Genomic DNA, 18,102 nt, shown 5'->3' on the forward strand with positions numbered 1-18,102 from the left:
GACGGCAGCGCGCGCACGCCGCCGTCTCCCGCGCGTTCAGGCCGGCGCACGCTGGCCTCCCCCGCAGCGTCGCTGTGGTAGCGGCTGGTCGAGGTCTGGTAGTACTGCGCGCGGATGGCCGCCATGGCCTCAATCAACCGTCCCCACGGCGCGGGAAAGCGTTCTTGCGCCATCACCCGGTGCAGCATGCGCGTATGGCCGGCCAGCTCGTCGTTGAGGAACTCCACCACAGGCATAGCCGGATAGCGCTGCAGCAGCAGGATCGCCGCGTTGTCGGCCTCGCCGGCCGACCTGTCCTTGTCGCGTCCATGCAGATCGTTCTGCAGGCGCCCTATCGCGGAGATGAGCCGCAGGACCTGGCGAAACGCCGGACGCGCGCGCAAGGTCGCCATGTCCAGCCCCCACAGCAACGACAGGCAACAGAACACGTTCGCGTAGGCGATCGAATCGATGCCGTTGTGCAGGTACTCGGCGTAGGACCAGCGTTCCGCCCCTGCCGCCTGCGCGGGTCCGGCGTGCAGCGCCGCGCAGTAGCACTGGGTATCGTCGAGAAGCTGAGCATAGTCGCGACGATCGTAGGCGAGCGCGGCCAACGAAGCGCGCAGCACAGCGCAGCCCTCGAATCCGGGGAGCACGCACGGTACGCCCCGCCCCAGCGCCTGCTCCACCGCGGCGAGCTGCTCCGGCGCGATCAGGCCAAGGTCGTTGCAATCGTCGAGCCAGAACAGCAGCGCCAGTTCGCGATAGAACGCCACGATCAGCGTTTCGTCCTGCGGATCGCGGCCGGTGCGGGCGCTGGTGTCGCGCAGGCTCGGTTGGATACGCTGCAGGATGTACTGGCCGCCCCTGACCGCTTCCACGGCATGCTCGTCGGCGAACCCGGTCAGGGAACGCCCCCACTCCAGCACCTGCTGCAGCGCGCGTTCGGTCTGGATCATGGCGTCGCTCCTGGTCCCTCGGCCAGGACGCGCCGCCCCCAACGAAGCGCCAGCAACAACCCGGCAAGTTCGGCCACGCGCACGACCCGGGTGGGGCAATACAGTTCCTTGCCGATCCACAGCGGCGTCTGCGGCAGTGCATGCGCCGAATGGCGGGCGAGCATCCACTCCAGCGCACGCGCCACCGCCTGCGCGATGCGCCGGCGCCCTGTCGGCTCTTCGCTCCCGTCCATCACGTGCAACGCGAACAGCGCATAGGCGGTTTCCTCGAATGTGGACGCGCGACCGGTGCCCCAGCCGCCGCCGTCGCGTTGCGCCTGCAGCAGCGCCGCCAGCGCGCGCTCGTCGCGCCACTGGGGGTTGCCTTGCGCCAGCGCAGCGACCGCATGCGCGGTGGGATACAGCCACGAAACGTGCCATTTCTCGTTGTCCCATAGACCGTGCGGGTTGCGATTGGCCTCGACGTAGGCGCTGGTCCCGGCGGCGGGCTTTCCCAACAGTCGCAACGCATGCAGGGCATGGATGTTGGTCGACACCGAGGCATTGCGCTCGCCGGGGAAGGTGACGAACAGCTCGCCGATTTCGAAATGGCACAACGCATCGACCGCCGGGTCGCGGCCTGCAAGGCGCAGGACGCACAACGCAACGGCGGTGTCGTCCGCATCGGCCGCGAAGTGCAAGGCCGGGCCCAGACCGCGCACGCCCAGGCGGGCGTCGAGCTGCGCGACGATCACGCGCACCGCCTCGGCGAGCGCGGGATGCGCGAACAGCCCGGCCAGATGCAGGGTGTACAGCGACCAGCATGGCTCGAACACATTGATCGGCCAGACGTTGGGCACGACACCTTCGATGCCGCTGCGCGTCGCCCGCGATGCCGCCTGCAGATACGCGTCGGCGCGCCCGACCTGCGGCATGCTCCCCTGTGTCACGGCGTGCGCACGCCACGCGGCGGTGGCCGCCGGACTGATGCCGATGCTGCCGTCGTCATCCGGGCATGCGGTGGTCGGCGACGTCCCCCAGGCTTCCCAGGAGTGCAGCAACGGATGGCCGCTCGGCAACGTCGCCGCCGCCCCCAGCTTGACCAGGCACGCTTGCCGCAATGGCAACAGCGCCGGGTGGCGCGGAAACGCCGCGCCGCCCATGAAGGATGCGGCCTCACCGCACAACTGCGGCAGGATCAGCTCCGCGCCGATCGGCGCGTCTTCCGGCACCGCATGCGCGTAGGGATCGGGCTGGCGCTCGAGGAACCGGGTTGCAGCCTGGACTGCGTCGGCAGCGCCGGGAAGAGGATCGGCACGCTGCAATGCCAGCAACGCCGCCCACGTGGGCGCATGGCGGAACAGCGGGAAGTCCGCGCTTCCCCATCCGCCATCGGCCTGTTGCTGCGCGATGAGCCACGCGTATGCGTCCTGCCGACCGGTGACGTTGCCGTGGAACTGCAGAGCTCGCGCCGTGTCGTAGACGGACGGACCGACGCTGCCACCGTCGCTCATCTCGCTCAGCAGGTGGCGCAATTCGGAAAGGATCTGTTCGGACAGCGCGTTCAAGCGGGATGTTCCTTCTGCAGAAGGTTGGCGAGAACCAGGATCGGGCAGACGCCGGGCACGTCGCCGCAGGCCCGTCGCGGCCCGGCGCACGGGCAGTGCCGGACGGTCGCCCTGCTCCGGCGCGGCGACGCGCCCCGATGCTGGCGCCGGTCCGACGCGTGCGCCGCGGCCGTGCTGGGCAACCGCTGCGATCGGCGCCGCTGACTCGGACACAGTGCAGCATGCGCCGCTGCCGCCAGCCGATCGCAGCGGCACAGGGGCGGCTCCATGCGGACGCGCGCGCTCATGCGCAGGGCGCGTGCTTGAACAGATACGCGTTGCCCCGCTGCAGCATCTGCGCCAATCGTTCCGCTCGCGGCCCCAGCGGGGCGATGGCCTCCCCGGCGTCGCGCAACAGATCCAGCGCGAACTGGCGCGCTGCCTGCAGCCCCATGATCGACGCGCAGGTCGGCTTCTGCGCCGCCGCGTCCTTGCCGGGGGTCTTGCCCAGCGTCGCGGTATCCGCTGTCGCGTCGAGAATGTCGTCGACTACCTGCAACGCCAAGCCGAAACAGGCGCTGTAGCGATCGAGCGCACAGTATAGCGCAGCGTGCGCGGCATCCTCCGAGATGGCGCCTAGCGCGCCCATGCGAACGGACGCGCGCACTAGCGCTCCGCTCTTCATCCGGTGCATCGCCACGATCCTGTCCAGCTCGACGTGCTTTCCGACCAGCGACAGATCCATGGCCTGCCCGCCTGCGGCACCCTCGGCGGACACCGCCTGCGCCAGTTCGCGCACGAGCGCGATACGGTTGTGGCCCGGCGCATCCAGGCTCGCCAGGGTCAGGAAGGCGTGCGCCTGCAACGCATCGCCGACCAGGATCGCAGTGGCTTCGCCGAACTTGACGTGCACGGTCGGAAGGCCGCGGCGAAGCACGTCGTCGTCCATCGCGGGCAGGTCGTCGTGGACCAGAGTACAGGCGTGCATCATCTCGATGGCGGCGCCGACGTCGTCGAGCATGTGCGCCGGCGTGTCGGCCAGTGCGCCGGCAGCCAGACAGAGCAAGGCGCGGGTGCGCTTTCCGCCATGCAAGGTGGCATAGCGCATCGCCGTCATCAGCTCGGTCTCACCGTCGTCTTCGGCGCAGAGAAGACGCGCCAGCGCCTGATCGACCCGCTTTGCACCGTCCTGCATCCAGATCTCCGGCAGCAGCCTGCCGGACGCGCCGCGCGCCTGCGCGCCCAATCCGCCGAGCGCGGAAACGCCAGTTCGGTCGTCGTGTAGCGTGGAACCGGTCTGCATGTTGTTCATGTCCTTGTACCTGACACGGCCACGGCGAGCGCCGAGCCGCCGCGGTGTTGCCGGTGTCGCACCGAGCGCGCGCGCCGAGGCAGCAATGCCGGGCGTCGCCGGCGCCGCTGCCTCGCCACACGGGGCGTGCGATTCCAGCTCATGAGAATCCGATGCGGATTGTCATGGAAGGATGTGCGGTCGGGTAATAGCGCCGGCCCTTTTCGACGCCGCTCAGCAACCGCGGCCGCACCCCAGCCTTGTGCATGGTCAGCGCCAAGGCGACGGAGAACTGCACCAGTTCCAGCCATACCAGGTGGTAGCCGATGCAGACGTGTGGGCCGGTACCGAACTGCAGCATGTCCACCGGCCGGATCGGCTCCGTGCGTTGCAGCCACCGCGCCAGGCGGAACTGATCAGGCGCCTCGTGCAGCAGCGCCGAGGTCGAGAAATGCAGCAGCGGGATGCACAGATGGGTGCCCGCGGGAATGCGCCGTTGGCCGAGCTGCAATTCCTGCAGCGCGCGACGGGGCAGGACCGTGGTCGCCGGATGCACGCGTAGCGTTTCGCGGAACAGCGCCTCGGCGACCGGACACTGCGCCAGGTCCGCGTGCCGGGTCGGCACCGCGCCCACGCGTTGCGCCTCCTCGACCAGGGCGTCCCACAGCACAGGCTGCCGCGCCAGCTCGATCACCATCCAGGCCATCGTCGAGGCGGTGGTGTCGTGACCGCCAAGCAGCAGCAAGCGGATATTGGCGACCAGGACGTCATCGGAGAGCGCATCATCGCTGCGATCGAAGGCGCTCACCATGTCGTTGATCAACCCGGTTCGCGCGGCATGCGCGCGCGCGTCCCGGACGAACTGGCGCAACTGCGCGTCGATCCAGTCGCGGGCTGCGCGGCCGCGCCGCAAGGGCAGTCCGGGCAGGTCGATCGGGGGCGCGACGATCAACTGCAGCAGTTGCCGGTACTTGCGATGCCATCCCGGCAGGTCGTTCGCGGGGATTCCCATGAGGCTGAAGATGAGCTTGAGCGTCAGATCGCCGGTTTCGCGCAGGATGGTTACGTCGCCGCGGTCGCGCCACGCCTGCACCCGCGCCAGGATGATGGGCGCGAACAGGTCGCCGATGCCGGCCTGGGTCAGCCCCTTGGGCAGGAACGCCGCCTTGATCGCATCACGCGCCTGCCGGTGCGCGCCGCCGTCCTGGGCGACCAACGTTCCGCGAAGCAATTCGGGCGCGATCTCTTCCATCAGCGCCGAGGACACGTCCTTGTGCCGGAGCAGTGCGAACGCATCCAGATCCGTGCAGGTCATCAGGTGGCCGGCAGGGCCGAAATCCAGCCAGAAGTGGCTGCCCAGCGTCCGTTCCGCGCGCCGCAGCAGGCGCGGCAGGTCGCAGACGATGGCGGGAAGATGCCCGACGAGGGGGAAAGCGCCGGGCACGACCGGGATGTCGTACCGCAGCCGGTGCCGACGGTCCAGCGGGTTGAGCAGCATGTCCATCAGCAGCGCGGCGCCGCGGCCGCTTCGGCGATGTCGCCGGCAGGCCGCGCGGCGCGGCTGTTGCCACCGTCGGCGTATGTCGGCACATGCGCCAGCATGCCGCCGTCGATGCACACGACCTGGCCAGTGATGAACGCAGCATCGTCGGAGAGCAGGAAAGCCACCAGCGCGGCCACGTCCTCGGGGCGGCCGACGCGCGGCAGGAGCTGGTGCCGGCGCAGATGCCGTTGCATGCACTCGTCCAGCTTGGCGAGGAGACGCTCGGTCATGATGAGACCCGGCGCAACCGCGTTGCAGCGGATCTGCGCGTGACCGTACTGGGTGGCGAGCGAGGCCGACAGCATGTTCATCGCCGCCTTCGACGCGGCGTAGGACGTCTGCGCGGTGTCACCGCTGAGCCCCTGGCACGACGACATGTTGACGATGGCGCCACCGCCGCGGGCGATCATCCGTGGGATGGCCTGCCGGCAGCAGAGCAGCGTGCCGCGCAGATTGGTCGCCATGATCTGATCCCAGACCGCCAGGTCCAGGTCGAGGATCGCGTGGTCGCGCGGGGTCAGATGCATGGCGCTCGCGTTGTTCACCAGCAGGTCGACCCCACCGAAGTGCCGCTCCGCCGTCTCGAACAGCGCTGCCACCGCCTGCGCATCGGCAATGTCCATGGCCAGGGCCAGCGCGTGGCCGGCTTCGGCCGCGATCTGCGCGGTGCAGGCGATGGCCGCCGAGCCATCAATGTCGGCCACCACGACTCTGCCGCCCTCGCGCGCGAGGGCGAGGGCGCATGCCTTGCCGATGCCGGCGCCGGCGCCGGTCACCACGGCCACCTTGCCTTCAAACCGTCCCATCGTGTCCTCCTGGATCGCGTTGGTCTTTCGCGGCATGCCGATAGGCCTCCGCCGGAGAAGGCGCAGGGTTGGCGCTGGCGCGCTCGCCATCGCCAGAGTCGCTTTCGATGACCCGAATGGCGGCGACCGGGCACTGGCTGGCCGCGAGCCGCACGGCGGCGTGCAGCGCCTGCGGGACCGTCACCATGCACACTTCAGCCACGCCGTCCGGTTCGCGCTGGCGAAAGGTCCCCGGCAGCGTCAGCACGCACTGCCCGGTGGTTCCGCACAGATCCTGGTCGACCACGACGCGCATCTCAGCCCCCCTGCGCATGCAGCCGCACCGGCAGCGCGCGGAACGTCCTAAGGAACGCGGAGGGCTCCCGGGTCGGCTGCTCGGCCAATGCCAGCGTGGGGAAGCGCGCCTCGATCCGCGGCAGGCTCTCGGCCAACTGCACCCGGGCCAGTTGCGCACCGAGGCAGAAGTGGATGCCGTGACCGAAGCTCAGCATGATCTTCCCGTCGCTCGACATGCCAGGACTGGTGCCATAGAACCGCATGGGTTCGAAGCGGTCGGGGTCGGCGAAGGCATCCGGGTCGCGATTGCCTGCCGCGATCAGCACGCGCACGTCCGCGTTCTTCGGAATCACCACGCCGCCCAGTTCGATGTCGCGCTGGGCGATCCGCGGAATGGAGCTGAACATGGCGGGCGCGTCGCAGCGCAGGACTTCTTCCACGAATGCCTTCACCCCCACGGCGTCTCCCTGCAGCCAGTGCCGCTGTTCGGGATACGCCAGCATCGCCAGGACCGCATGGTCGATGGTCGCAGCAGTGGTGGCGAAGCCGCCCAGCAGCATGCCCCACAACATGCTGATCAACTCCGCATCCGACAGCGTGTCGGCATCGTCGTCGTGTGCGCCGACCAGCATCGACACGATGTCGTGGTGGGGGTCGGTGCGCTTGCGCTGTATGAGGTCGCCGAAGTAGGCCTGCACCTTGTCGCTGGCCGCGTCCGCCGCGGCGAGCTGGGGATCGCTGGCGTGCGGGCTCAGGCCTTCCAGAATGGGGCCGATGCCGGCGGCGAGCCCGAACATGTCATCCTGGGGCATGCCGAACAGTTCGGCGAAGACCAGCATGGGCAAGGCCAGCGCGAATTCCCGATGCAGGTCCACCGCCTCCCCGCGCTCCAGCGCGGGCGCCATGCCGTCCAGGCGCGCTGCGGCGATGCGCGCGATGCTCGGCCGCAGGTCGTCCATCTGGCGCATGGTGAAATCGCGCGAGATCAGCCGGCGCAGACGCGTATGCGTCGGGGGGTCCTTCATCGCTAGCGTGGACGCCAGCAGATTGAGCGACAGGCTGGTCGCCGCACGCGGGAAATAGCGCGCCAGTTCGCCCGGCGCCGGTCCCCGAAACGCATCGCCCGTCGCCTTCAGCGCCCAGTAAATGTCGACGTGGCGGCTCAACAGAAAGAGGCCCGACGCAGCGCGATGCACCGGATCGTGCTCGCGCAACCACCGCATGAACGGATACGGGTCGTGGATGCACGCTGGCGACGCCAGTTCGGCGAAGGCGTCCCGGCATGCTGCTGTGGTTTCCTGCACGTCCATCCTGGTTACCTGTTGGCTGGCTGATCTGACCGGTGCGCACCCAGGCGCGCCGGCAAATTGCGGAGAAGATCCCGATCCCGGCGGCGTCCGCGCGTCACCAGAGCACCGGGAGCTCCTCGAACCCGCCAGTGATGATCTCCTTGCGCAACTTCAGTTCTTCGGGCGACACGGCTAGGCGTAGCGCGGGAAAGCGCTGGAAGATCGAACCGAACACCACCTTGAGTTCCAGCCTGGCCAGCGCCGCGCCGATACAGTTGTGCGGCCCGTAGGAGAACGCCAGGTGCGGGTTTTCGTCGCGTCCGATGTCGAAGATTTCCGGGTCGTTGAAATGGCGCGGATCGAACGACGTAGCCGGCAGGCCGACCAGCACCTTGCTCTCCGCGGGAATATGCACGCCCGCGATGGTCACGTCGGTCCTCGGATAGCGCATGATGCCGTCCCAGCCCGCGCCCGGCGGGTACATGCGCAGGATTTCCTCCACCGCCTTGTCCACCAGGGACGGTTCGCCGACCAGGCGTTCGCGCTGTTGCGGATGGCGGAACATGGCCAGCAGGCCGAATTCGATCTGCGCGACAGTGCTCTCGTGCCCCGCCACCAGTATGCCCGCCGCCAGGCCGATCGCCTCTTCCTCGGTTGCCTTGCCTTGGTCGACCGCTGCGAGCAGATCCGTCAGCAGGTTGTCGCCCGGATCCTGGCGCTTGTCCCGCATCTTGCCGCGAATGTAGGCGCGCAGTTCTTCCCAGGCTAGGCGCGACGCGGTGCGCGGGCCGCTTTCATGCTGGTGCGTCATCACCTCGTCGGACAGCCCGGCGAAAAAGGCGTGATCCTCGTAGAGCACGCCCATCAGCGCGCTGATGACCATGGCTGGAAGCGGAAAGGAAAGGTGGCGCCGCAGGTCGGCGGGCTGGGGCTGGGCCGCCAGCGTCTCGAACAACTGCGCGGCGATCGCCTCGACCTGCTGCGCGAGCAGCTTCACCCTGCGGTTGCTGAAGGCTGGCGCCACGATCGTGCGTAACCGGGCATGCTCGCCCCCCTCGTGCGAGACCAGCCACCCCGGCGAACCGAGAATCACCGAATCCGGGGTGAATGCCGCCGGCGGCATTCCCGCGGGCCGGAATGCCGCGTCGGACAGCACCGCCTTGGCCTCGTCGTAGCCTGTCACCCACCAGCCTTCGTGCCCGGACGGGAACCGCACGCGGTGGATCGGACCATTGGCGCATAGCGCCAACATCTCGGGCGAGGGCTCGATGTGATCGACGCGCCACATCGGCAGCGTCGGCAAGGGTTGTTCGGACATGGTGGCACTTCACTCTCTCTAAGCGATGGACGGGCGGAAGGTGACCGGCAGGCGCTGCGGGCAGCGAATGACGTAAGACGGCATGTAGACGACGTCCTCCGCGGCGATGCTCAGCGCCAGATCCTCCAGCCGCCCGAACAGCGCGGGGAAGGCGCAGCGCAATTCCAGACGCGCCAGCTCAGCGCCCAGGCAGGAATGCGGCCCCTCGCCGAACGACAGGTGCGGGTTGTGCCGCCTGGTGACATCGAACCTGTCGGCGCCGGGACCGAAGGCCTTTTCGTCCCGGTTCGCCGCATGGAACGCCATCAGGACGGCGTCGCCGCGGCGGACCATGCATCCGTCGATCTCCACGTCCTGGGTGGCATAGCGGAACGGCAGATTGGCCACTGCGCTGCCCCAGCGCAGGATCTCCTCGATCGCCTGTGACCACGGAACTTGGCCGCTGCGCACCAGGTGCAGTTGCTGCGGATGCGTCAGCAATGCCAGCACGCCATTGCCGATGACGCCGGTGGTGGTCACGAAGCCCGCAGAGAGCACCATGAACAGCATGTCGATGAGCTCGGTGTCGGAAACGAGCTCGCCGTTGTCGCGCGCGACGATCAGGGCCGAAGCCAGATCGTCGCCGAGCTGGCCTCGCTTAAGCGCGATCAGGCGACGGAAGAACTCCGGGATGCGCTGCCGCGTCTGTCGCACCTCTGCGGCTGTGGCGGAGGTGTTGGCCCGGCTGTAGGTGAGCGCGACGATCTCCTCGCGCTGTTCGTCCGGCAAACCGAACAGTTCGGCGATCACGTTGGTGGGCAGCGGAACGGCGAACTCGCACATCAGATCGGCACTGCCGCCGCGCTGCGCCATCTCGGCCAGGAGTCGATCGACGCATTGTTCGATCCGTGGCGCCAGCAAGGCGATACGACTGGGCGCGAAGCTCCTGGACAGCAGGCCGCGCAAGCGCCGGTGATCGGCGCCATGCGCCGTGACCATGTTGTCCACTTTGCACATCCCGATCAGCGGATGATCCTCGGGAATCTCGCCGTCCTGCAGCGCCCGCCACTGTCGCCAGTCCCTGTTGAAACGCTGGTCGGAAAACATCCGCCTGAGCGTCTGGTGACGGCCTGCCGCCCAGGTCACCACATTGCCTGGCAGCGACACTCGCGCCATCCCCCCTGCTGCAGAATCGCAGCAGACAGACTATTAAGTTGCGTGGGAGCGACCGACACGCCGATCACATCGCAATGATCGTTTTCTACGCGCATGCAAACAACTCCATAAAGAACCATTATGTAATACAGCTACAAAATCAGTTGCAGCTTCGCGCAAATGCGTAGCGTCTCATCCCTCAACAAGCACCAGCAAAATTGGATTTCGACTAACCCGCTTGATCTTGCTGGGTTCGGGCGCCCTATTTAATTGAATAACAAGCCCCAAAATTCAAGTGAAAAGAATGTTAACTTTATTTGTTGCTGAGATTTCTAAAATTACATAATGCCGCAATATATTTCACAATTCTGGCCCATTATCCAATTCCTCTCACGGCGTATCAGAACCGCGCTCGGCAGGGCTTCGGGCCCGAGAGCCGCAATACGCGAGGGCCGCGTCTTGTCGCAACAGCCCTTGAAGCCTTCGGCGGCGAAGCGCTCTGCCAACGCCATATCCAGCTCTTGGACTTGCCGGTCTGCCGGATCATGTCGACGGTGCCGACGTCCATCGTCGATCCAGCCGGTTCGGAGCCACCTCAAGAACATGGAGACTTCTGTCATCAGACATTGGCGCAGAGAGAGAAATTGACACCGTAAGCTCCCCCGGCTCCTTCAGTGTCATCATCTCTCGCCTATCGTGTCATGTCACGCAGATGAGATCGCGCCTGCTTCTGTTGTCGCATTCCATTGTCAGGATCAGAATCAGAAAGGGTTACTTGCTTTTCATGCGTTTGAAATAATCCGTCCATAAATAATTGACAGTTTATATCTTTGTTTCAAATTATTGACACGATATGGAGTTGTCTCTCACTCAATCAGAAAAAAGATGCCGTCCGCAGCGGTTCCCTTCCTTCCAGCATTGGGCAAGGAACGTTTCAAAGTACCATGGTGATGTGGGGTTCAATGCTGCTCGCCGCCTATCTGGCGGAGCCTTGAACTTGAGCCACTTCGCTACGCTGCGACGCTCATAGCCGGTCCGTCGGGCGATCGCGCTGTAGGATAGACCCTCCTGGCGTAAGGCGTGGAGCATCTCGAATATCTCCTGGCGAGACTGCCTATGCGCGAGACGGGCGCGCCGGCGATGTGTCGCAGCGTCGACAATAGCGTCCTCGGACAGGATGGATCTTCCTGAAGCACGTCCACTAAGGCTGATCTGTTCCTCGATTGCCGTACGAAGATTCTGGACCAGATGAAACCGGTCGGCCACCTGGTGAGCCTGCGGTGCGCCTTCACGGACGGCCTGCGTATACAGGCCGCAGCGGTCTCGGCTGACGACCTCGACGGAGGGATGATCCGCAGCCACCTGGCTGCGCTATCGACACTCCGATCATCGAGAATGTCGACGACCGACTGGCGCTCGAGATCAACCATGATAGTGCCGTATCGCGTCGCTCGCCGCCAGCTCCAGTCATCGATGCCAACCACCCGAATCTCGGAGGCGCGGTGAGTAACCGCGGCATCCCGCTTCAGTTGCCGCAGGATGGTGTCGTCACTGACCGGCATGCCGAGCCGTTACATGAGGCGTTCGCCAGGACGTCCACCCGTGCTATGGCCGAGCAAGCCGACAATCTCCACGACCCTCGTCGTCCTGCGCGCATAAGGGGAAGCAACCGTCGGGAGTCGATCAGTGAACGTTTGTCGCTCACATTTCTGATGTGCACATCGCCAGCGGCTCAGCAGGAGCTTCACCGTCACGGGCTTGCCCTGGACCGGCAGATCCTGAAGGCTGCGGTTGGACCAGCCATGCCGACTTCGGCTTCGCCGGCCGCAATCGGGCAAATGCCGATCGCTGGTCCGGCAGCGAAAACAACCCAACTGTGATCATCAGTGAGCGCGACACCAGGAGCGATTGCGAAGAACGATCGCCATACGCGGTGCTGCCGGTGGAGACCTAGATGTTTCCGCTGGGTGGCGGCCCGGAACAAGGCGGTAGACATGCATCGACTAATGGCCATTACCATGATGGCCTTTCTTGCTGGCTGTTTCGCGCCGGGCCGTAATGCCTGCCAATCGAAGGCCGCGATGAAGGCGGCCTATCGCAGGATTGTCGGTATGGTCGGTCTTGGAGCGTGCCTGATCGTGTCAGGCTGCACGACCGTCGCCAGCGTTCAGGAACCTGATTTGAAGATCGCGAATGCCTGGCACGCGACCTTTCCGCATGGCGGCCGGACCGGCGATCTCGTGTCCTGGTGGTCCACGTTTTCCGATCCATCGCTGACGGCCCTCATTGCATCTGCGCAGGCGGAAAGCCCCAGTCTCGAGTCCGCCGTTGCAGAGATCGAGAGGGGGCGCGCCACGCTGGCATCTACGCAGGCGAGCCTTTTTCCGGGGCTTGGCGGCTCGGGATCGCTCGCCCGCGGCAACAAAGCCAACCAAGTTGTTGCCGCTACGACGGTGAGCGGCAGCCTCGACGCTTCTTGGGAAATCGATCTGTTCGGCAAGACGCGGCGTAAGAGCGAGGCAGCGCGGCTTCGGGCCCACGAACGGATCGCCGATTGGCACGATGCGCGGGTCTCGCTCGCGGCCGAGGTGGCGGACTATTATGTGCAATACCGTGCCTGCCGGCAGCTGGAGCAAGTTTATACCACCGAACTCGCCTCGCAGCGCCAGACGATCCGGGCAATGGAAACCGCCGCAACCTCTGGCCTTACGTCGAGCGCCGACCTTGCGCTAGGGCGGGCGAGTGCTGCTAACTCCGCCTCGACACGTACCGCGCAGCGTGCCGAGTGCGAGGTTCTCGTCAAGTCGCTCGCCCGACTTACTGGCGGTGACGAGCCTCACGTCCGCGATATTCTGGCGATGGGCAAGCGGGGGTTACCCGCGCCGAGGATCCTCAAGCTATCCGCTGTGCCTGCCGACGCCTTACGGCAGCGCCCCGACATCGACGCCCTTGAGCTCGAGGTCGCTGCATCGCTCGCCGAGATCGGCGCGGCAAAAGCCGATCTCTATCCGAGCCTCAGCCTCGGCGGCTCGGTCAAGATCGACAGTTCATCGCTGATGGGAACCTCTCTGCCCTGGTCCTTCGGCCCGGCCGTCTCGATCCCGCTTTTTGACGGTGGCTCGCGCCGGGCGGCAGTGGGCAGCGCGGCAGCCGCATATAAGGTGGCGGTGGCCGCCTACAAATCAGCTGTGCTGGACGCGGTCGCCGAAGTCGAGACCGCACTTGTGCGGATCGACAGAACGCGACGGCAGATCGGCGACGCCAGTGTCGCGGCGCGCAACTACCGCGCCTACTTCAAAGCCGTGGATTCGAACTGGAAGCCAGATGCAGCGTGATGAAGCCTTATGGCGAACGCGCGTGGCGGGCGCCTTTTGCTCGACACTTTGAGGGAGGGCAAAAACTTACGGTGACGGCAAGCAGTAGGCAACCTCGCCGAATGCCATCAGAGGGTGTGCAAGCGATCCATAGCCTGGATGTATGGAATTCAACTAATCGATTTTACGAATTAGCGGGCATGCTCCATTAGAAGAACAACAATTAACCGAAAGCAAGTACGCCGACACCTGCTGCCGGCATCTTTCCTAGTTATGTTATGGGCGAGTGCGGCAGATCGGCCGAAATCGATCCAGCGGATGATTCTAGAAGGGCACCATTTTCACATCGTTGGTGCTAGGCCTCAGTTCATCCAATTAAACCGGGAATTTCAACAGGTCTTCTATGCCGCGAGACTTTCGAGCCGATGTCCAGGCCTTGCGGGGTCTATCTGTCCTGCTGGTTGTCCTTTATCATACCCAAATCGCGCCGTTTGGTTATCTCGGCGTTGATATTTTCTTCGTAATTTCGGGCTTTCTGATAACCGGCCTCATCGCGACCCAGCTTGAGCAGTCACGGTTCAGCTATTGGGAATTCTATTATCGTCGTGCGAAGCGCCTGTTGCCCGCGGCCTATGCGGTCATTGCGCTCACGACGATCGCTACCCCCTTTTTCCTGTCGGATGTGGGCCTGCGGGACTTCCGAAGTCAGGTCCTCGGGGCGCTCACATTCACCGGCAACATCGTTCTCTGGTCTCAGGCGGACTATTTCGGCGAATCCGCCGAAACGAAGCCTCTCCTGCATTTCTGGTCGCTCGCTGTCGAAGAACAGTGTTATCTGCTGCTTCCTGCTTTCTTGGCCTTGGCTCCCAAGAGATGGCGGCTCACAGCGGTTAGTTTGCTCCTGGTTGCCAGCCTGGCACTGTGTCTCTACGTGGCCATTCGTCACCCATACGCTGCATTCTATCTTTTGCCGACCCGCTTTTGGGAAATAGCGATTGGTTCGCTCGGGGCATTGCTTCCCGCCAGCGCTCGCGTGGCGGCCAAGTTTGCGGCGCTGCGCCTCCCGGCGCTCGTGCTTATCCTCCTTATTCCCATTGGACTTGGTTCGCAGAACCCGATCGTGGATGCCGCTTTGGTTTGCTTGGCGACCCTGATCCTCCTGCTGTCGCCCAGCAGGGATAATGTGGCGGTTCGAAGCATGGCAAGGATCGGGGATATCTCGTACTCGCTCTATCTGGTCCATTGGCCGGTGCTTGTATATGTGCGGGCTGCTTGGCTGGCAGAGCCTCCCGCGCTTGCGATCTATGCGGCAGTTGCCTTCTCAGTTGTAGCCAGCTTAGTTCTTCACCGTTTCGTGGAAAAGCCGTTCCGGCAGGGATTCGTCGCATCTCGTGGACGGATGGCCTCAGGACTCGTTGCCGCAACGGTTCTTCTCGGCTTCGCACGGCCAGTCGACATTGGCGCAGCCGAAAGTAGGGTTGGCTTTTCCGAGAGCCGACGGATCAATTACGGCCTGGGAAGGGCATGTGATCTCACATCTGGATCGCCTCCCCAGGGCATTCCCGAGGCCTGTCAGACGACGGGCAGGCCCGAATTGCTGGTTTGGGGCGATTCATTTGCCATGGCACTGGTTCCCGGCTTGGCCAAAACGATCGGAGAGGCCGGCCTGGCTCAGCTCACAATGAGCGGGTGCTTCCCCGCCATCGGCGTTGCTGCCTTCTCCAAGCGCGCAGCGTCTCCCTCCTTCGCCGAGGACTGTATTCGCTTCAATGACAGTGTTTTGGGTATCCTGAAAAATCGGCCGGGGATAAGGACCGTTGTCATTTCGAGCCCATTTGACGCCCCTGATTCAAAAGACTTCATGCTGCTTAAGAGGCGTGACGGGACATTCACGGAAGTTGAAACTTCGGTAGATGGAGCCGTTGAGGGTATCAAGTCCCTCGTCGACGCCGTTCGCGCTTTGGGCAGGCGAGTGGTCGTAGTTGCTCCCCCGCCAGTCGCAAGCTTCGATATCGGCGATTGCCTTGAGCGAAAGGTGAGGGGAAATCTTATGCTCGGGCGGCACAGTGATTGCGAAATTTATGTCACCGATTACCGCCGGATGCGATCCCGCACTCTTGAGCTCTTGAACCAGGTGGCTGTGAAAGCTGACGTAGAGGTTGTCTCTTACCACGACTTTCTCTGCGACGACACAAAATGCAGAACCGAGATCGATGGCAAATTCCTCTACCGGGACAGCGGCCATCTTTCCTATGAAGGATCAGAGATCATCGCTCGAAAGACAAGACTTGCTGAGAGGCTGATCAGGGCTGCTCGTTAGAGCGAATTTTTTAGGCGGAGTGAACCGCGAGCACTTTCGCGTGGCTCGCAATGAAAAGCGCATGAGGATTTCGGACGCCCGCCGCGCCGACCTGAAAGCGCACGAGGCGACGGCCCGCAAGGCTGCCAAGCGGAACGCGTTCCCGCACGGCGCTGATGATGAGCCGATCCGTTCCGGAGATCCGGCCGCAATGCAGCGGATTGTTACCCGCATTGAGGAATTGGGGCGCTCTGCCAACGCCATATGCAGCTCTTGGACTTGCCGGTCTGCCGGATCATGTCGACGGTGCCGACGTCATCGTCGGTCCAGCCGGTTCGGAGCCGCCTCAAGAACATGGAAACCTCTGTCATCAGACATAGGCGCAGACATAGAAATTGACACCGTAAGCTCCCCCGGCTCCTTCAGTGTCATCATCTCTCGCCCATCGTCTCATGCCACGCAGATGAGATCGCGCCTGCTTCTGTTGTCCCATTCCATTGTCAGGATAAGAATCAGAAAGTGGTTACTTTATTTTCATACGTTTGAACAATCAGTTCATAAATAATTGTGACGATTTATATCTTTGCTACATATTATTAATACAATGATATAATATGTACTCACTCAATCAGAAAATGTCTTTGATCAATTATATATCTCTTGACAGTCAACTGGAGAATGCAGTCGTTTAGACCAGGATTGGCATTTTAATTTGAAAATATCGAAGTTCGGATTCAAATTAGATGCAATCGAATGGAGGGTGATATGCTAGCGCTCGGATATGTCGCCGACGTGTTGGGGCTGCCCGTCAAAGAGGTGGCGCCACACGCCAGACACGCTTCAGGTTGGAAGCGTAGAAATAGCGGCAAGCCCGTAAATCGTGTCGTTGGCATGATGCACGGCAAGCGGTCAATAGCGCCGTTCAGGTGGCGCATTAACGGTTAGCGCGATATGAGGCTATCGATGACGACGTCCTGGTCGCGGCCGAGGCCATCGCCCGGCAGCAGGATCGCAGCCTTGGCGAGGTCATCACCAATCTCGCCCGGCGCTCGCCGCGCCGGCCTCAAGCCGGCGGCGCAACGGGATTCCTCTCCTGTCGCCTCGGCCGGATGCACCTCCTGTCACGCTTGACGCGGTAAATGCCTTGCGAGACGAACTGCCTTGACGTTCCTGCTCGATGTCAATGTCCTGATCGCACAAAGTTGCGGGCATTGCACGGGCACAGCTTCTGGCCCGACGATGTGAGCCTGGTCGGCTCCGGCGACATCGATGCAGCGAAAATCCTGACGTCGACACAGGTCACGGATACGTATCTTCTCACGCTCGCCAAGGCGCGCTGCGGCCAACTTTCAAGCTGGCCGCAAGCTGTCGGCGGCGGCCGTGAAGGGCGGGAAGTCTGCATTGCACCTGATCCCCACTGCGTACCACGGCTGGACCCTATCTATCGGGGCACCATCCCGGTACGGGATCAGGCGTTGAGCGCGTCCTTGATGGCTTTAGCCGGCGTGAAGGACAGCTTCTTCGAGGCGGAGATCTTGATCGTCGCGCCCGTGGACGGGTTGCGGCCCTCGCGTTCTGGTGTTTCCTTCACCTTGAACTTGCCGAAACCGGGCAGGCTCGTCTCGGCACCGCTCGCCGCCGCATCGGAGATCGCTTTGAACACGTTGTCGACGATGCTCTTGGCCTGCATCTTCGTCAGGCCGTTGTCGGCTGCAATCTTTTCTGCGATCTCATTTGCCGTCGTCATGGAATATGCTCCTTTATTTTGTTACCTGCCACTGTTTGCACACAACACACCGAGGTGGTAGTCCGCGCGGCGCAACGCGTTAAAATAAAAATCCCCGGAAGCTGGGCTGTCGGACTGAGTTCCTACGTCGAAAAGGTTTTTGGAAGCTTGGCAGACTGGGTCGGGCTAAAGACCAGTCGGGCCGGACTGGCTCCCGACCCGATCACCGCAGAGACCGCCACGGCCAAGATTCCCTCCAACGTGCCTGCTTCGGGTCTTACTGTGTCACTCGTCTGACGATCTCGTCAGCAAGCCGGCATTTGCCCATCACGTCAATCAACCCAGTTGAAGTGAGCAGCATTGAATGGCATGCCGCGCTCAGCCGAACCATTTTCGGTGATCGTAATCCGCAAGCTTTCACCCATCGCCGCCAGCGCTCTCGATCCGTGGTGTAATAGCCGGATAGATTTCGCGTAGGCCGCCACGGAGTTGAAGATGAAGGTCCGTTGGGATCCTTGTGATCGGCCCATACAGCAGAGCGACAGGTGTGGATCAGGTTCTCCTAAGTTGTGTGCGTCAAGTTCTTGTGTGGATGCCAGCCATTTTGCAAGGAGGAACCTGAAGCATTGGACATGTGATCGA

Annotated in this window: 12 protein-coding genes and 4 pseudogenes; 4 read left to right on the forward strand and 12 right to left on the reverse strand. The window is 63.6% G+C overall.

All coding sequences use genetic code 11. From position 1 onward, the window contains the following. Window positions 1-36 precede the first annotated feature (36 nt). The 10 genes and pseudogenes from AC0L3L_RS29740 to AC0L3L_RS29785 form a co-directional block, all read right to left on the reverse strand. A pseudogene (locus AC0L3L_RS29740) lies at window positions 37-938 on the reverse strand (terpene synthase family protein). After that, window positions 935-2,485: a hypothetical protein gene (locus AC0L3L_RS29745; RefSeq protein WP_473640595.1), complete on the reverse strand. Its 1,551-nt coding sequence runs from the start codon at window positions 2,483-2,485 to the stop codon at window positions 935-937. The pseudogene AC0L3L_RS29740 and the gene AC0L3L_RS29745 overlap by 4 nt, the downstream one beginning before the upstream one ends. Before the next feature lie 283 nt (window positions 2,486-2,768). Beyond that, on the reverse strand, window positions 2,769-3,767 hold the full coding sequence (locus tag AC0L3L_RS29750) for a polyprenyl synthetase family protein (RefSeq protein WP_473482528.1): 999 nt from the start codon (window positions 3,765-3,767) through the stop codon (window positions 2,769-2,771). Window positions 3,768-3,915: 148 nt separating this feature from the next. After that, window positions 3,916-5,259, reverse strand: a complete 1,344-nt coding sequence (locus tag AC0L3L_RS29755; protein WP_473482510.1) for a cytochrome P450 — start codon at window positions 5,257-5,259, stop codon at window positions 3,916-3,918. Next, complete coding sequence (locus AC0L3L_RS29760) at window positions 5,259-6,104, reverse strand: SDR family oxidoreductase (protein WP_065010993.1); 846 nt, start codon at window positions 6,102-6,104, stop codon at window positions 5,259-5,261. The genes AC0L3L_RS29755 and AC0L3L_RS29760 overlap by 1 nt, the downstream gene beginning before the upstream one ends. Then, on the reverse strand, window positions 6,091-6,399 hold the full coding sequence (locus AC0L3L_RS29765; protein WP_473482508.1) for a ferredoxin: 309 nt from the start codon (window positions 6,397-6,399) through the stop codon (window positions 6,091-6,093). Before AC0L3L_RS29765 ends, AC0L3L_RS29760 begins: the two co-directional genes overlap by 14 nt. A 1-nt stretch (window position 6,400) precedes the next feature. Further along, a complete protein-coding gene (locus AC0L3L_RS29770) occupies window positions 6,401-7,690 on the reverse strand; it encodes a cytochrome P450 (protein WP_473640597.1) in 1,290 nt (429 codons plus the stop codon). A gap of 94 nt (window positions 7,691-7,784) precedes the next feature. Next, the gene (locus AC0L3L_RS29775; protein WP_473489433.1) at window positions 7,785-8,987 is read right to left on the reverse strand and encodes a cytochrome P450; all 1,203 of its coding nucleotides are present in this window, start codon (window positions 8,985-8,987) and stop codon (window positions 7,785-7,787) included. 18 nt (window positions 8,988-9,005) lie between these two features. After that, on the reverse strand, window positions 9,006-10,133 hold the full coding sequence (locus tag AC0L3L_RS29780) for a cytochrome P450 family protein (protein ID WP_473640599.1): 1,128 nt from the start codon (window positions 10,131-10,133) through the stop codon (window positions 9,006-9,008). 861 nt (window positions 10,134-10,994) lie between these two features. Then, window positions 10,995-12,030: pseudogene (locus tag AC0L3L_RS29785) on the reverse strand (ISL3 family transposase); the annotation flags it as partial. Window positions 12,031-12,115: 85 nt separating this feature from the next. Between AC0L3L_RS29785 and AC0L3L_RS29790 the strand changes: the two are divergent. The 4 genes and pseudogenes from AC0L3L_RS29790 to AC0L3L_RS29805 form a co-directional block, all read left to right on the forward strand. After that, window positions 12,116-13,456 (forward strand): efflux transporter outer membrane subunit, encoded by a 1,341-nt coding sequence (locus AC0L3L_RS29790; RefSeq protein WP_473640601.1) that lies wholly within the window; start codon window positions 12,116-12,118, stop codon window positions 13,454-13,456. 382 nt (window positions 13,457-13,838) lie between these two features. Continuing rightward, the gene (locus tag AC0L3L_RS29795) at window positions 13,839-15,755 is read left to right on the forward strand and encodes an acyltransferase family protein (protein WP_473640603.1); all 1,917 of its coding nucleotides are present in this window, start codon (window positions 13,839-13,841) and stop codon (window positions 15,753-15,755) included. 938 nt (window positions 15,756-16,693) lie between these two features. Then, window positions 16,694-16,899, forward strand: a pseudogene (locus tag AC0L3L_RS29800) (CopG family transcriptional regulator). 34 nt (window positions 16,900-16,933) lie between these two features. Then, a pseudogene (locus tag AC0L3L_RS29805) lies at window positions 16,934-17,213 on the forward strand (hypothetical protein); the annotation flags it as partial. Here the strand turns inward: AC0L3L_RS29805 and AC0L3L_RS29810 are convergent. After that, window positions 17,203-17,481: an HU family DNA-binding protein gene (locus tag AC0L3L_RS29810; protein WP_473482496.1), complete on the reverse strand. Its 279-nt coding sequence runs from the start codon at window positions 17,479-17,481 to the stop codon at window positions 17,203-17,205. The pseudogene AC0L3L_RS29805 and the gene AC0L3L_RS29810 overlap by 11 nt on opposite strands. 311 nt (window positions 17,482-17,792) lie before the next feature. Next, window positions 17,793-18,102: hypothetical protein (locus AC0L3L_RS29815; protein ID WP_473490011.1), on the reverse strand; the 310-nt coding region annotated here is incomplete at its 5' end.

The organism is Mesorhizobium sp. WSM4849 (assembly GCF_055811385.1).

What these genes read in the sequence shown, in the direction of transcription:
- AC0L3L_RS29750 (WP_473482528.1), bottom strand. Translation starts at nt 3,767, where the DNA reads ATGCAGACCGGTTCCACGCTACACGACGACCGAACTGGCGTTTCCGCG.
- AC0L3L_RS29755 (WP_473482510.1), bottom strand. Translation starts at nt 5,259, where the DNA reads ATGGACATGCTGCTCAACCCGCTGGACCGTCGGCACCGGCTGCGGTAC.
- AC0L3L_RS29760 (WP_065010993.1), bottom strand. Translation starts at nt 6,104, where the DNA reads ATGGGACGGTTTGAAGGCAAGGTGGCCGTGGTGACCGGCGCCGGCGCC.
- AC0L3L_RS29765 (WP_473482508.1), bottom strand. Translation starts at nt 6,399, where the DNA reads ATGCGCGTCGTGGTCGACCAGGATCTGTGCGGAACCACCGGGCAGTGC.
- AC0L3L_RS29770 (WP_473640597.1), bottom strand. Translation starts at nt 7,690, where the DNA reads ATGGACGTGCAGGAAACCACAGCAGCATGCCGGGACGCCTTCGCCGAA.
- AC0L3L_RS29775 (WP_473489433.1), bottom strand. Translation starts at nt 8,987, where the DNA reads ATGTCCGAACAACCCTTGCCGACGCTGCCGATGTGGCGCGTCGATCAC.
- AC0L3L_RS29790 (WP_473640601.1), top strand. Translation starts at nt 12,116, where the DNA reads ATGCATCGACTAATGGCCATTACCATGATGGCCTTTCTTGCTGGCTGT.
- AC0L3L_RS29795 (WP_473640603.1), top strand. Translation starts at nt 13,839, where the DNA reads ATGCCGCGAGACTTTCGAGCCGATGTCCAGGCCTTGCGGGGTCTATCT.
- AC0L3L_RS29810 (WP_473482496.1), bottom strand. Translation starts at nt 17,481, where the DNA reads ATGACGACGGCAAATGAGATCGCAGAAAAGATTGCAGCCGACAACGGC.